This is a genomic window from Bradyrhizobium sp. MI1.4 (assembly GCF_055811315.1).
Genome location: NZ_JBVVPP010000016.1, coordinates 119,900 through 133,282, shown reverse-complemented (window position 1 = coordinate 133,282; position 13,383 = coordinate 119,900). Strand labels below are relative to the sequence as shown.

Genomic DNA, 13,383 nt, shown 5'->3' with positions numbered 1-13,383 from the left:
CATGGGATGCTCCATCGGTTCACATCAGCGACGATGGATGCAATATCCTCGCCGCCGCCCCATAGCATCTCCCTTGGGTTTTGCTGACGTCCCGTTGACGGGCTTCGCTCAAAATTGGGCAGCACTCTCCGGCCGCTCTGCGGAGTTTCGCGAGCGCTTGTCATTGCCGATGGGTGTCTGCTTGGTGGCGACGATAAGCTTTCGCCGGGCTAACACAATTACCCAGTTATTCGACAAACCTAACATGATGTTACTTGGCGAGCCTGGGCGCGGAGGTCCGGCGAACACCGCCGGCAGGCTCATGCCGAGATCAACCGCGAGATCGCGTCCGGCGATGGCGGGGTGGGAGGTGGTTGACATTGGACCATCGCATGGTCCATTTTATGAAAATTGAGGAAGGAGCAATGAGATGCGGGTCTCCGTTACCGACGCAAAAGGACAATTGACCGATCTTGTCCGCCGCGCAGAGGCCGGCGACGAGGTGATCCTGACGCGGCATGGGCATCCCGCGGTGCGGCTCGTCCCGGTCAAGCTTTCGCCGGACCGCGCCACCCGCCGGACCGCGCTTGAGGCGGCGCGAAGGACCGGCGGGGCCAAAGCTATTCCCGGACCGAGCGCCGCGCGCAGTCAGGACTTTCTTTTCGGCGATGACGGACTGCCGGAATGATCGCAGTCGATACCTCCGCACTGATGGCGATCGTGCTCGACGAACCGCAAGCCGATGCTTGCATCACCGCGCTGGACACCGCCGACGAAATCCTGATCTCGGCGGCCTCCGTTGCAGAAAGCCTGATCGTCGCGGCACGGCGGGGCGTCGACGAAGAGATGAACAAGCTGATTAACGATCTCGGTTTGAACGTGATCTCGGTGACCCAAGCTTCGGCCGAACGCGTGGCGCAAATCTACTCGCGTTGGGGCAAAGGCATTCGTCCTGCCGGTCTCAACTTTGGTGACTGCTTCGCCTACGATGTCGCCAAGGAGCATGGCTGCGCACTTCTTTATGTCGGCGACGACTTTGCCAAGACGGATATCGTTGCGGCGGCGTAAGTCGACGGCCGGGCGCCGACTTACCGGCCGAACAGAAAAGCCGCGGGGCAGCCGTCAGGCCGTGTGACCGGGATCGACGTGCTTCGGCGTTTTCTTGTCGCGTTGGGGTGTCATCTTGGCCGGATCCGGCGCACCCGGCACGCCGCGCGGCCCGAGCTGGTCTCGCTGAATGTCGTCTTCAGAGCGGGAGGGTTCAATGCCGTTCGGTTCACGGGGCTTGGTCATCGCAGCCTCCTGAAGTGTTCTGCTCGGAGTGTCCCATCAAATTCCCAGCGCGTTCTCGCCGGCTTCGCGGCCGGGCACGCTGACATGGACTTCGTGTCCCTCGCGAAGCGCCAGCGAGGCGGCAGCCACCGCCGATTCGAACGCGGCTTCCTTGGTGGAGTATCTGTTCTTGACGTCGCCGTCGTGCAGCACGCCCCATTCGTCCTGCACCGGCACGATCGTGTATTGAGCAAGGCCCATGGTGTAACTCCTCGAGATCTATCTATCGCTGCGTGAGCTGCGGGTGCGCCGCCGTCACGCGCCACACCGTGTTGCCGCTGTCATCGGCGACCAGCAGCGCGCCGGTCTTGTCGATGGCGACGCCGACGGGCCGCCCGCGCGCCTGGTTGTCGCTGTTGAGGAAGCCGGTGACGACGTCCTGCGGCGGACCGCTCGGCCTGCCATCCGTGAACGGCACGAACACCACCTTGTAGCCGTTCAAGACCTGCCTGTTCCAACTGCCGTGCTCGCCGACGAAGGCGCCGCCGCGATAGGCCGCCGGCAAACTCGCGCTCGTGTTGAAGGCCATGCCGAGCGGCGCGACATGCGAGCTCAGCGCATAGTCAGGCACGATCGCCTTGGCGACGAGATCAGGACGCTCCGGCTTGACGCGAGGATCGATGTGCTGGCCGTAATAGCTGTAGGGCCAGCCATAGAAGCCGCCGTCCTTCACCGACGTCATGTAGTCCGGCACGAGATCGGGACCGAGTTCGTCGCGCTCGTTCACCACCGTCCACAGCGTCCCGGTCTGCGGCTCGAAGCTGAGGCCGTTGGGATTGCGCAAGCCGCTCGCGAAGATGCGCCAGCGGCCGCTGGCACGGTCGATCTCGAGGATCGCGGCGCGATTGTGCTCGGCCTCCATGCCGTTCTCGGTGATATTGCTGTTGGAGCCGACGCCGGCATAGAGCTTTGAACCGTCGGGGCTCGCGACCAGGCTCTTGGTCCAGTGATGATCGATCGGTCCGCCCGGCAGCGGCGTCAGCACCGTGCCCGGCGCGGTGATCTTCGTATCGCCTTCGGTGTAGGGATATCTGACGATCGCATCGGTGTTGGCGACATAGAGATCGTTGCCGACCAGCGCGACACCGAACGGCGAGTTGAGATGGTCGAGGAAGACGCTCTGCACGTCCGGCACGCCGTCGCCGTTGCTGTCGCGCAGCAGCGTGATGCGGTTGCTCGCGCCGGTGTCGCCGCCTGATGTCGCCCAGGACTCGATGTATCCCATCACGATTTCCTTGGGCCGCTTGATCGGAGCGCCCTTCGGCGCCTTGGATTCCACCACCAGCACGTCGCCGTTGGGCAGCACGTAGAGAAATCGGGGGTGCTGCAAGCCGGTCGCGAAGGCCTTGGCCTGCAAGCCCTGCGCGACGGCCGGGGTCTCGTCCTTTTTCCAGCCGACGATACGGGCGATGTGCATCGGCGGCAGCAGGTATTGCTGGATGTCGGGCAGCGTCGGGTTGGCGCCGGTTTGCGCCTTCGGATCGCCACTGCCGTCATTGCAGCCGGCGAGACACAGCAGCGAGGCGCACAACAGCACCCGAGCGATTGCGGAGTTCATCGCGCAACTCCTACGCCGTGGCGATACACCATGGCCCAGCCGAGCCAGCCGGTGACCGGCAGGATCAATACGGTGATGGCTGAAAGAATGAGCCCGGTCGGCCACACCGAGGTCCAGGCATCGCGCGTGTGGATCAACGCATTGACGATCGCCAAGACCAACGCCAGCGCGTTGCCGATCAGATGCGGCCAAGCCGGCGGTTGCGCCCGCACCAGGCGGTTGCCGAGAAAATCGGTCAGGCCGGCGATCGCCGCCAGTACGCCAAAGATGACGCCGACGACCAGAAGCCAGGCGGAAAAATCCGCCCACATGATCTCGGCACTGACGACATAGGCGATGTCGGTCAGCAGCGCTCCGATGAAACAAGCGATCGGTATCGGCACCAGCATCGGATGAATCGGATGGCCCGCGATCTGCGCGGTCGAGCGCACACGCAAATTGTCTTGCACAGTTGGCCTCTCGTCAGATCGCCACCCGCCCCGGTAGAAAACACCCGCTTTCCACGAAGGTTCCTGATCGTCGGTCACGCGCCGCTGTGCCTCAACAACGCTGCGGCGTGCGAGCACTTACCAGGAACCCCTTGCCGCTTCGAGCCTTGATCCCGGCATTGAGATGAACCTGCCCTTCAGGAGACCGCGGAGTGGACCAGCCTGGCGACGGCGCCTCCTTCAATCCAGCCTCAAAGCTCGACGGCGTCTCGCGGCGGCAGACGAAACAGATCGAATCCCAGAGCCGGCCTAGCGCAGCGCTGATCCACGAGACGATCCGCGCCGAGGGTGAGCAGGAACTGGAGCGGCGATGGTGGGCCATCGTGCTGTCCGGCCTCGCCGCCGGCCTTTCGATGGGATTGTCCCTGATTGTCCAGGGCGAGTTTCACGCGCTGATTTCCGACGAGGCCACCCGACGGCTGGTGGCTCCGCTCGGCTACACGGTCGGTTTCCTGGTCGTGGTGCTGGGACGGCAGCAGCTCTTCACCGAGAACACCCTGACGCCGATGCTGCCGCTGTTGCACAACAGGGATCTCGGCACGCTTGGGAGCGTGATCAAGCTTTGGGGCCTGGTCCTCGCCTCCAACATCGCAGGAACCTGGGCCGTTGGATCCGTGCTCGCGCACACCAGCATCTTCGAACCCCGCATCGTGGGCGCCTTCGTCGATCTCAGCCGCCACACCATCGAGGGTACGTTCGCGACGACCCTTGTCCGGGCGATCTTTGCCGGCTGGCTGATCGCCTTGATGGCGTGGCTACTGCCTGCCGTGAAGGGATCGCGCCCGCACCTCGTCGTCGTGATGACCTATGTGGTCGCGCTCGGCCAGTTCGCGCACATCATCGCGGGCTCGGTCGAGTGCGCCTTCCTGGTGCAGAGCGGCCTGGCGTCGCTCTCGCAATATGCCTCGGACTTCTTCGTACCGACACTGCTGGGCAATATTCTGGGCGGAACGACCCTCGTGGCCCTGCTGAACTACGGACAGGTCGCCCCCGAAATCGACGACCACAGGGAGTAAAGAGCCTGCACAAAAGCTGCCGCCTCGACAGGAACGATGGGCCCGAGCCGAGCTTGCCTCGGCAAATCAACGCGCGCCGACGAGCAGGATCAATCATGAGCACCGATACCAAGAGCCCATTCGACAAGGACCCGGCCGAAGGATCACGCGACATCATCGATCGTGAATTGCAGCGTGCCGAAGATACCGCCAACGACAAGGTCGATCATCTCCCCGGCGTGAAGGTCAGCGGGCAGCCCCAGGGCGGCGCAGTCGATCGTGCCCGGAAGCAGCGCGAGGAGAAGGACGGCAAACAGGAATAGAGCCGCTCTGCCGACCCGAAACGCACCCGGTTATCGCAAGGCCGCCCGCTCCAAGCTCCAGCCGTCACCGGGACCGACTTGACGGTCAAAGTCGGTCAATCAAGATGCATCAATTGTTGGGATGGAGCGGGTGAAGGGAATCGAACCCTCGTATTCAGCTTGGAAGTCTCGAAATACTGTAGTGTCTTCAAAGGTTATTCTGACATTTTGGGCGTTTTTTGACCCATTGAGATCACTACGGCGGGTCAACCCGGAGCTCCCCTCGCCGACGCCGGCTAAAGGTTATGATGAGCCGATTCACTCAAGGCCCGCCAAACGGCTTCGGTCGCTCTAGCGGGACGAAAGCGCTCAAATGGGCTGGGTAGGTCGACGCGCCGCCGCCGATGGTCGTGCCCGTGCTGATGCTCAAGTAGACGTCCTTCACTCCTCTGGGCGTTTCCAGCAAGATCCAGTTCTTGCTTAAGTCCCCTATCCCGATAGTCGTAAAGCGCATTGACTTGCCGAACTGCGAACAGGAGATGGGCTTTTCGGTCGTAAACGAATTCCAGGGGCCATGCAGAGTACCCGATCTGCCGCCGGTCTTCGGAAGGGTCAAGCCGAAGCCTAGGCCGACCGCCGCATAGACGTAGGTGCACTTCAAATTGTTTTCCGTGTCCCATATGGAGAACAACGCGCTGGCAAACGCAATCCCGGCTCCGGCCCTGCCCTTCACGATGCGCTTGATGGCCGCTCTCGCTGCAAACGAGATCGAACCGTCGACCTCAAGCAGCATGGCTATCTTGAAATTTCGACTGACCTTTGGCTTCGGCGGAACGGGTCGCGGCAAGTCTGGCTTTATGATCGGTTCGAAATAGACCTTAGGCAGAACCCAAAGGACCACTGATCTATCGTTGTCTTCGTCCAGCCTGTGATTTGCCGTCTGCGTATTGCCGATGGCGTGCGTCTGCATTTGCTCCGGGCGGATGCCCATCTCTGACAGAGACCGCGCGACCGTAATGACGCGGTTGGCTGATGTCGTCATATTCCAATCAGCCGTACCGATCCGGCTCGCGGATCCCGTCATCCAGATCTGACCAGCGTCGTGCTCCACCAGGGGAACCACCTTGTTCTTCAGAAATTCGAAGTGCTCTGTCTTCAAGCCCCGAAACTGGTAGCCGGCAAAGTCATCGAAATCGAAATTCCAAAGCCGCGCGTGCAAAACCCCCACTCCCGAAAAATCCAGATCGACGTCAACCTTGCCCGGACCGGTTTTGTGGAACATTCTCTTCGACCTGCAATCGACAAATAGGAACTCGTCGGTGATCGTCCGGACGGCCGCAGGACCACCTTGTTTTAGTGCAGGCAGGAAAAGAGAAGTTCAAATCGACAGCTGCAACGAAGGTTGTGATCTTGCTCCCATTTCGATCTGGCACCGAAGGAGTATGCCCTTGTGCAATACGCGACATCACTGTCGCGATCGGAGCAGCTACGATATAAGAGAGTCGCGATAGGACCGGCCCTGGAATTCGTACAGCACGACGACTTTGCGCGATCGCCCTAGACTTGGAGGGCCGCTACCCAACCACGTTAAATCGGCAGTGCATCTGGATAGTACGTTTGCCGGCTTGTTCTGCGTCTGCCTGATCGCCCATCAAAAATAGAGCGAAACGGTAAGCGTCGTCTAGCGCAGCTGCAATATCCCGGAAGCACTTGATATGGTGGTTGGTGATCTCATCGTTGGGGTCATTTGCATATTAATTGCGGATGGCTTTTCCCAAAGCGGGAGAAGGGGTTATAAGCGTGATCGCAATCATGGCCTCTTGCGCCCAACGCTTGGATTGGAGCGACGAGGATCTCGCGAATAGGAATCTGGCGTCGTATCGTCGACCTGCTCCCTCTTTAAGGCTGTCGCCGCCAAAGCCCGTTTCCCGAAGGCGCGCGATGTGCAGAACGACGGAGGTGACAAATTCTGCGGTCGGCCACGGACTTATCCGCCAAATCGCTTGACAAGCTTTGAACCCCTCGCTGCATCAATCTGCTGGCCCGTCAGGTCAGAACCGACGCTCAATCCTATCGTCATGAGGTTCTTGACACGCTGCGCCGCCTGCTTCTCATTGGAATAGTCGATCTCGATGTGATCGAGGCTCATTAGATGGCCAAGTTCGTGAGCCCAGGCGCGTCCATTGGCGTGGTCATTGCCATACCATTGGACGAAGCTTGCCGGCTCCGGTTGGCTATTGGGGTATGAACTTCCACCGGCGGCCAGATTTTCAATCGAATTGACGAGGTAGATGTGGACGGCATTGTCCGGATCGTGCCGAGAGGCAAGAACACCCAGCAATCGCTGGTCATTGCTGCGCGCGCTCTTTGCCATGTCGAGCGGCTTCTCCATCAAGCAATCGCTGATCACGAACGCGATCTTGGCCTTTGACCAGATCGTATTGACCACGTCGAGCGCCTTCTTGGCTGTCTCGCTGCTCCATTGCCCGGGCTCAACGCTCCCCCTCTCGGCAAATGGCGTGATGTAAATCCTCAACGGAATGGGCATCAACTCCTCCAAAGTTCGGAATTGCGATTGTATCTCCGTACGCCATCCTTCGAAATAGAGCGGCTTATATTCAGGGCTTTCTGATTAAGTCGGCTGGCGACTTGCGCACTGACGACCTTCCGGTAGCGGCCACCGACGCGATCGACTGGTAGACCATGGCCAGCCTTCGCGACTCGGAGACTGGTTCCCTCATTGTGAAGGAGCAGTTTCCGGGGCGAGCGCTCCGGCAGGAACCTGAAGATCGAGCACCGGGAACATGGAAAGACGAACTGACGGGCTCCTGACCTCCGCGCAAGCTGTAGATTGACCCGCAAGCCGGCGTCCTGGACTTCACGTCCGCTCGATCTGCCGACCGCGGCATCTTCGTTTGAACTAAGCCAGAGGCTCCGCTGCACTGCCGCGAACACGCCTTAAGTGCAATAGTCCTATAATTTCAAAAACTTAATTCGCCAGTGCGAGACATCGATACTGGCGGGTGCCCATCATCCCCATGAAACGGCATACAGCGCCGGCCCGCGATTTCTTCCGTGCCGTTTGAACGCGAGCGCAGTGCCAGACAACACATAGGAATGGATCGGGCTCGAAACTGGTACTGTACGGAGATAGGCCAGCCGCCAGTGGCGTGTGAATTCAGTAATCATGCCTTACGCGGCCATCTTCGCGACGTTATCATTCGATGAGCATAGGTTGGGTGTTCGCCATGAGGTTATACAGGCACCTTCGAGTTTTGCTTCTTCTTGCCGCTTCGCTGTTACTGGCAGCCCAGCCAGCCTGGGCGACAAAGCGCGTGGCTTTGGTGGTTGGCAATGCCAACTATCAGAATGCCCCTCTGCTCCCAAACCCGGCCAACGACGCTGCCGCCATCACTGAAACCTTGAAGGGCGCAGGTTTCGATGTGGTTGACTCAAGGCTCAACCTCGCCGCGACCGATATGCGGCGGGCCCTGAGAGAATTCGCCGATCAGGCGCGCAATGCGGACATAGCCTTGGTGTACTATGCTGGCCACGGCATCGAGATCGACGGGACAAACTATCTGATCCCGACCGACGCCAGACTCGAACGTGACACTGATATTTATGACGAAGCATTCTCACTCGACCGCGTCCTGCTGGCAATCGAGCCTGCGAGACAGTTGCGCGTGGTGATCGTCGACGCGTGCCGCAACAATCCGTTTGCCGATTCGATGAAGCGTACGGTTGCCTCTCGATCAATCAGCCGCGGGCTGGCCAGGGTCGAACCCGCCGTCTCCAACACGCTGATCGCGTTTGCCGCGAAAGCCGGACTAACCGCACTCGATGGCAACAGCAAGAATAGTCCGTATGCGACGGCTCTCGTAAAGTACATCGCAAAGCCGGGGCTCGACTTGCGTAGGGCCTTCGGCTTCGTCCGCGATGATGTCTTGCAAGCCACCGGCAACCGACAGGAGCCCTATGTCTACGGCTCGCTGGGCGGCGAAGACGTTGCACTTGTTCCCGCTGCCAAGGCTGATGAGCCGGTGCAAGCAGCCAACCCCCAGGCGGAAATTCGTCGTGATTACGAATTGGCCTTGCAACTACGCAACAAGCCCGCTCTGGACGCGTTCCTGAACCAGCATCCGGACGGATACTACGCAAATCTTGCCAAGCTGCAGCTTAATCAGCTCGATGCTGAGGACGCACGCGTCGCGGCAACAGCGAAGGCGCAGCAGGCGGAACAGCAGAAAACTCGGCTGATGTCGCAGGGCGCCCAGCGTGCCGACCAAGAGAAGGCGGCCGCGGATCTGAAGGCTGCGGAAGACGCCCGAATTGCCGCCGAGAAGGCGAAGCAGGCCGCGCAGGAGCAGGCCACCGAGGCAGAACGGAAACGAATTGCGTCCGAATCTACAATCGTTGCGGCTCTCTCCGGGAATAAGCCGGCTGTTGGGAGTGCCTTCGCGGACAATCCTACAGTCGCTGCGCTGGCTGACGACAATACGCCGCCAAAGCTTGCCGCACTCAGCGCCGAGCCGCGCCAGACCGATATCGCAAAAGCCGATATCACCAAATCCGTACAAAGCGAATTGAACCGCGTCGGCTGCTTCACCGGTAGCGTAGATGGCCGATGGAATGCGGCCTCCCAGCGCTCCTTGGCTCTCTTCAACCAGCACGCCGGAACCAAATTTGACGCCAAGCTCGCAAGTCTCGACGCGCTTGACGCAATCAAGCTCAAGCCGTCCCGGGTCTGTCCCCTGATCTGTGATCATGGCTACAAGGCTGACGGCGACCACTGCAGCAGAATCTCCTGTGCAAGGGGTTCGTTCCTCAACGACGACAATGAATGCGAGAAACAGCGCGCCAGGCCGGCCAATGCCGCCAAGAGCAATGACAGTCAGCGGCAGGATCGGCCATTGCGTCAGCGGGCGCAGGCGAGCGCAGGCGGCTACGGCGCTGCGGTGGGCCATGCGACGGTCAGTCCTCAGATCATATGCAACGCCAGCAGCTGCCGTCCGGTCCAGCGCGGCTGCCATCTCGAATATCGCGGCGGTGGCGGGCCAGGCAACGAGGCCAATGTCGAGGTATGCCACTAGCCTCACCGCTACTACACGACTGCGCGCTGGCACGGCGCCGAGTTGCCACGGTGCGAGGCCCGGTGTATTTGGGATCGCAAGCATGACGAGTGGCCGAGCTAACGTCAGGTCGACCAAGTGCCAAGCCTGATGTGGCCGAATCGGAGCGACCTGCGTGGTTGCGTGTGAGCTTGAGCAAAAGGACGTCAACGCCTTTCCTGGGGTGACGCTCTTCACGAAGCGGCAGGCGCCCGGCATGAAACCAACGGCGGTTTATCTTCCGCCAAAGCACCCAACAGCCGCCACCAAATTCGATGTCGTGATCTGGCTTCACGGCTTCTACGTCAAAAACCATGAATTCCTTTTCCACAACGATCCAGCGCGGCTGCGCGAACAGGTCCGGGATTCCGGCAAGGACGTGGTGCTCATCGCGCCGTTCCTGGGCTACGAATACGCTGTGGGCAACACCTTTGCCGGAAACTACAGCGTGTCCGACCTTGCCACCGCGAACTGGGGTGAACGCTATCTCGAGGAGATCCTTGGAGCTCTGGCCAGGTTCCTGGGTATCTCCTCGACATCCATTCCTCAGCTCCAGATCGGCAAGCTCATCATCGCATGCCACTCCGGCGGTGGTAACGGCATGCGCAATCTCGTCGGGAGCCTCGGAAAGTATCAGGGGAAGCTGACGGCTTGTTGGGGATTTGATTGCCTTTACGGTGCCAATGCGCGGCCCGACGATGCGACCTTTTGGTACCAGTGGCTATCTGGCCAGAGCGGCCACGCCCTCGAGATCGTGTATGGTCCGTCAACTCTCCCGCAATCGGTGAAGCTGGACCTGATCGGGCGCGGGCTGGCGACGGCCGATGGCAATCAAACCCAGCCTCAGCGCCCTGCCCTCAAGAATCTCAACGTAAGCTTGGGTCATTACGACCTGTTCCCGGCATTTGGACAGATGGTCAGGGTCAACGATCTTGACGCGGCTTTCGTGGATCGCTTCATGATACCGCAGGTCGCGGACCAACCGCGGCATAAGCCTGCGCCGCTGGACGGGGAATTCCTCCAGCACGCGATTTCCAACATTCGCAGTGCTTTTCCCTTTCCAAAGGACATTCATTACATGATCGCCCGCGGTGGCTTCTTCAGCCGACTGAGCAAGCTATAGCCCCAAGCCTCACAGGACTCACTTGATGGAATAGGATTTGACGTCGAACGACCAATTGTTCGTCACGAGCTTTCCGCTGCTGTTGTCCGGCACGCGCAGCTCACTGGTCCAGGCCGATAGGTAGCTCAACGCGTCCGCCTGACCTTCCAGCTTGCGAGGCATGTCCGGCAAATCGAGCAATTGCACGCGCAGCTCGCTCAGGATGGCGATCATCACTGCGGACCCCGTCGGCGGTGCGACGACATATTCAAAACCACGCTGCCGCGCCGCCGGAGCAGGGACGACAAATTCGACACCCGGCTTGACGAGATTAATGTCGCGTTCGTTCGACTGCGCCAATAGCTCGGGGGTCGGAAAGATCTGGGACATCCGCCCTTCCGCGTCGACGTCAACCAGAATGAGATATCCAGGCCTCCTGGCGGTGACGCCGAACGAGACCTTGGCGCCGACGTTGACGGTCTGACTCGGCAGGATCTGTAGGGACACACTCGCGGTATTGGTCTGCCTGCGCACCGCTTGTGCGGGCCAAAGCCAAGGTACGTACGTCGTGCCGATATGCAACGCCCCCGTCGGCAACGGTGCTGCGGACGCAGGTCCGCTACCCGCCAGTAGCAGCAGGAATGCGAACCATGCGCGCTTCCGGCGGATCGACTGCGATGACGGCACAGCGTGCTCCCCTAAGAGTCAGGGAGCACTGAAGAAGCCGATCGAGGCGATTCGCGCGTCCGCGGGCAAGTAACGCTCGAGACTCTTGATCACCTGCCCCGAGGCGCGACGCCGGTTGAACTGCACTAGGGCTGTCTCAAGCTCGACCATGCGTTGCTGCGAAGTCACCGCAACGATCTGTTCCGCACCGAACGGCTCGCCGACCCTGAGCGGTAGGCGCAAACTCGCCGATCTGGCCAACGCCGCATCAGCACCCACCGGATACAACAATTGGATGGTGCCATCGCCGGACACATTGAACAGCAGCACCGCCCTTGATGCCACATCAGACAGGTCAACTTCGATGGTTTGGCCAGCACGTTGTTGGCGATCGTCTGGCCAAATACGCATCACCTGCGGCGACCGTGTCGCAATGCGCTTGAGTTCACGAATTGCCGCAGTCCTATCAATTACCGTCGGCAGGCTGGCAACGTCCATCCCGTAGGCGACCACATCACCCCAAGCGATCACGTCGTGCGACACAGGATCCCAGATCAGGTCGGGATTGTCCGTCGGTTGAACAGCCTGCACGGAAACATCTTTTGGCTTCACGCTTACAAAATAGCTAGTCTTGCCGTCCAGCGCCGCCAGCCGGATTGGTGCAACGAGGCGTAGAGGCCCCGGCGCGCCGGCGATCGGAAGTTCCTTGGCCGCCCCCGCAAGGGTCGGAATGGTTGGAGCCTTGGCCGTGACAGCCGACGGTGCGGGCGGCTGTCCATCGACGGGCACCCCGGCTCCGGCCTGCCCCGAGGCCGCTCTCGCGGCCGGCCCCTGAATCAGCACGACACCGCGCGTCAATCCGAAGGCGACGTCGGTATCCGGCGTCTGAGCTGGCGATGATACAGTCACGATGTTCTGGCGCTGGTCCGACAGCTGATAGACCACCTGCCGAACATTGCTGAAAAGCTCCTTAAGCGTCACCTTCCCATCGTGATTGATGTCCGCGCTACCTTCCACCGCACGCGCAACCGCATAGCTGAGAGCCCCGCGTAGGCCATCGATGCCAGGGATGCGGACTTCCGGCGCTTTGGTGTAGCGGTCCACCGCGGCCAGAAACGCCGTGTGGTCAAGGTCAAGTTCAGACTTCGGATCGTTGCTGTCCGACACCGGCTTCAGTTCGTCGACCAGCAACGTGTAGCGCGGGACCTGCCGGAAGCTCATCTCAGCGGCACGCGGATCGATATCGCGCACCATACCGCCACCGTGGCAGGTATCAGCCACGAAAATCACCCTCGCTCCGCGCAGCTCGAACTGCCGTATGAAATGGTTGAACTCGCTGCCCAGAACCCGCTCAACGGACCCGGTTGGCGTGGTTTCAAAGCCTGGCAGCAGGAACACGTTCTCCATCCCGTCCGGCTCCGCGCCCTTGACGCGCTCCGGCTCCTGGGTGCCATGGCCGGCGATCGACAGAAAGATGAGGTCGTTGTTCTTGGTCCGCTCCACCAGTGCACTGATCTCGCGCAGGACGCCTGCCCTGTCGGCCTGCGCGTTAGTCAGTTCGACGACGTCGCCAACCCCCATGGATTTAAGGCTGGTCACGATGTCCGTAGCGTCAGCGACCGCACCCTTCAATTTGCGCACGTGCTGGTAGTCGTCGATCCCGATCACGAGCGCACGCACCGCCGCCCCATCTGGATTGCTGAGCGACAAATCTCCTGCCGCATGCGCCCGCGGGATTGTCAGTCCGATCAACGCGGCGAGCCCGATGGTGGCGCACAGCCGCCCGATCCCGCAGTCAAGTCCTCTGGGCATCCGCATCGTGATCCACCTCGACATCATGCCTACCCATT

At 60.7% G+C, this 13,383-nt stretch carries 15 protein-coding genes; 6 read left to right on the top strand and 9 right to left on the bottom strand.

Going from position 1 to position 13,383, the window contains the following annotated elements; translation table 11 throughout:
* Positions 1 to 108: 108 nt before the first annotated feature.
* Positions 109 to 360 (bottom strand): hypothetical protein, encoded by a 252-nt coding sequence (locus AC0L23_RS20150; protein WP_377787450.1) that lies wholly within the window; start codon positions 358 to 360, stop codon positions 109 to 111.
* A 49-nt stretch (positions 361 to 409) separates the two neighbouring features.
* Here AC0L23_RS20150 and AC0L23_RS20145 point away from each other — a divergent pair, with 49 nt between their 5' ends.
* Together AC0L23_RS20145 and AC0L23_RS20140 are read left to right on the top strand one after the other, a co-directional pair.
* Positions 410 to 667, top strand: coding sequence for a type II toxin-antitoxin system Phd/YefM family antitoxin (locus AC0L23_RS20145; RefSeq protein WP_018457607.1), 258 nt, complete (start codon positions 410 to 412; stop codon positions 665 to 667).
* Positions 664 to 1,047 carry a type II toxin-antitoxin system VapC family toxin gene (locus tag AC0L23_RS20140; protein ID WP_085351261.1) on the top strand — a complete coding sequence of 128 codons (384 nt, stop codon included), beginning with the start codon at positions 664 to 666 and terminating at the stop codon, positions 1,045 to 1,047. Before AC0L23_RS20145 ends, AC0L23_RS20140 begins: the two co-directional genes overlap by 4 nt.
* Before the next feature lie 54 nt (positions 1,048 to 1,101).
* Here the strand turns inward: AC0L23_RS20140 and AC0L23_RS20135 are convergent, their stop codons facing one another.
* From AC0L23_RS20135 to AC0L23_RS20120, 4 genes are read right to left on the bottom strand one after another with little or no spacing between them, the layout of a single operon-like run.
* Positions 1,102 to 1,272: a hypothetical protein gene (locus tag AC0L23_RS20135; RefSeq protein WP_166520788.1), complete on the bottom strand. Its 171-nt coding sequence runs from the start codon at positions 1,270 to 1,272 to the stop codon at positions 1,102 to 1,104.
* A gap of 36 nt (positions 1,273 to 1,308) precedes the next feature.
* Entirely contained in the window at positions 1,309 to 1,512 is a 204-nt protein-coding gene (locus tag AC0L23_RS20130; RefSeq protein ID WP_007611681.1) for a hypothetical protein, read from the bottom strand.
* 22 nt (positions 1,513 to 1,534) lie between these two features.
* A complete protein-coding gene (locus tag AC0L23_RS20125; RefSeq protein ID WP_446480701.1) occupies positions 1,535 to 2,869 on the bottom strand; it encodes a PQQ-dependent sugar dehydrogenase in 1,335 nt (444 codons plus the stop codon).
* Positions 2,866 to 3,318 carry a DUF2231 domain-containing protein gene (locus AC0L23_RS20120; protein ID WP_377787594.1) on the bottom strand — a complete coding sequence of 151 codons (453 nt, stop codon included), beginning with the start codon at positions 3,316 to 3,318 and terminating at the stop codon, positions 2,866 to 2,868. The genes AC0L23_RS20125 and AC0L23_RS20120 overlap by 4 nt, the downstream gene beginning before the upstream one ends.
* A 191-nt stretch (positions 3,319 to 3,509) precedes the next feature.
* Here AC0L23_RS20120 and AC0L23_RS20115 point away from each other — a divergent pair, with 191 nt between their 5' ends.
* Together AC0L23_RS20115 and AC0L23_RS20110 are read left to right on the top strand one after the other, a co-directional pair.
* Entirely contained in the window at positions 3,510 to 4,373 is an 864-nt protein-coding gene (locus tag AC0L23_RS20115; RefSeq protein WP_018457612.1) for a formate/nitrite transporter family protein, read from the top strand.
* 95 nt (positions 4,374 to 4,468) lie between these two features.
* On the top strand, positions 4,469 to 4,675 hold the full coding sequence (locus AC0L23_RS20110; protein WP_377787463.1) for a hypothetical protein: 207 nt from the start codon (positions 4,469 to 4,471) through the stop codon (positions 4,673 to 4,675).
* A gap of 301 nt (positions 4,676 to 4,976) precedes the next feature.
* Here AC0L23_RS20110 and AC0L23_RS20105 read toward each other — a convergent pair whose 3' ends face one another.
* Both AC0L23_RS20105 and AC0L23_RS20100 read right to left on the bottom strand, forming a co-directional pair.
* Positions 4,977 to 5,936, bottom strand: a complete 960-nt coding sequence (locus AC0L23_RS20105) for an OmpA family protein (protein WP_018457614.1) — start codon at positions 5,934 to 5,936, stop codon at positions 4,977 to 4,979.
* 705 nt (positions 5,937 to 6,641) lie between these two features.
* Positions 6,642 to 7,202, bottom strand: a complete 561-nt coding sequence (locus AC0L23_RS20100; RefSeq protein WP_446480703.1) for a hypothetical protein — start codon at positions 7,200 to 7,202, stop codon at positions 6,642 to 6,644.
* A gap of 796 nt (positions 7,203 to 7,998) precedes the next feature.
* Between AC0L23_RS20100 and AC0L23_RS20095 the strand changes: the two genes are divergently transcribed.
* Positions 7,999 to 9,747 (top strand): caspase family protein, encoded by a 1,749-nt coding sequence (locus tag AC0L23_RS20095; RefSeq protein ID WP_446480746.1) that lies wholly within the window; start codon positions 7,999 to 8,001, stop codon positions 9,745 to 9,747.
* 154 nt (positions 9,748 to 9,901) lie between these two features.
* Entirely contained in the window at positions 9,902 to 10,888 is a 987-nt protein-coding gene (locus AC0L23_RS20090) for a hypothetical protein (protein WP_377787469.1), read from the top strand.
* Between the two features lie 18 nt (positions 10,889 to 10,906).
* Here the strand turns inward: AC0L23_RS20090 and AC0L23_RS20085 are convergent, their stop codons facing one another.
* Positions 10,907 to 11,554, bottom strand: coding sequence for a DUF4384 domain-containing protein (locus AC0L23_RS20085; protein ID WP_473357345.1), 648 nt, complete (start codon positions 11,552 to 11,554; stop codon positions 10,907 to 10,909).
* A gap of 18 nt (positions 11,555 to 11,572) precedes the next feature.
* Positions 11,573 to 13,351, bottom strand: a complete 1,779-nt coding sequence (locus tag AC0L23_RS20080; protein ID WP_473357351.1) for a caspase family protein — start codon at positions 13,349 to 13,351, stop codon at positions 11,573 to 11,575.
* Positions 13,352 to 13,383 lie beyond the last annotated feature (32 nt).

What these genes read in the sequence shown, in the direction of transcription:
- AC0L23_RS20150 (WP_377787450.1), bottom strand. Translation starts at nt 360, where the DNA reads ATGTCAACCACCTCCCACCCCGCCATCGCCGGACGCGATCTCGCGGTT.
- AC0L23_RS20145 (WP_018457607.1), top strand. Translation starts at nt 410, where the DNA reads ATGCGGGTCTCCGTTACCGACGCAAAAGGACAATTGACCGATCTTGTC.
- AC0L23_RS20140 (WP_085351261.1), top strand. Translation starts at nt 664, where the DNA reads ATGATCGCAGTCGATACCTCCGCACTGATGGCGATCGTGCTCGACGAA.
- AC0L23_RS20135 (WP_166520788.1), bottom strand. Translation starts at nt 1,272, where the DNA reads ATGACCAAGCCCCGTGAACCGAACGGCATTGAACCCTCCCGCTCTGAA.
- AC0L23_RS20130 (WP_007611681.1), bottom strand. Translation starts at nt 1,512, where the DNA reads ATGGGCCTTGCTCAATACACGATCGTGCCGGTGCAGGACGAATGGGGC.
- AC0L23_RS20125 (WP_446480701.1), bottom strand. Translation starts at nt 2,869, where the DNA reads ATGAACTCCGCAATCGCTCGGGTGCTGTTGTGCGCCTCGCTGCTGTGT.
- AC0L23_RS20110 (WP_377787463.1), top strand. Translation starts at nt 4,469, where the DNA reads ATGAGCACCGATACCAAGAGCCCATTCGACAAGGACCCGGCCGAAGGA.
- AC0L23_RS20105 (WP_018457614.1), bottom strand. Translation starts at nt 5,936, where the DNA reads ATGTTCCACAAAACCGGTCCGGGCAAGGTTGACGTCGATCTGGATTTT.
- AC0L23_RS20100 (WP_446480703.1), bottom strand. Translation starts at nt 7,202, where the DNA reads ATGCCCATTCCGTTGAGGATTTACATCACGCCATTTGCCGAGAGGGGG.
- AC0L23_RS20080 (WP_473357351.1), bottom strand. Translation starts at nt 13,351, where the DNA reads ATGCGGATGCCCAGAGGACTTGACTGCGGGATCGGGCGGCTGTGCGCC.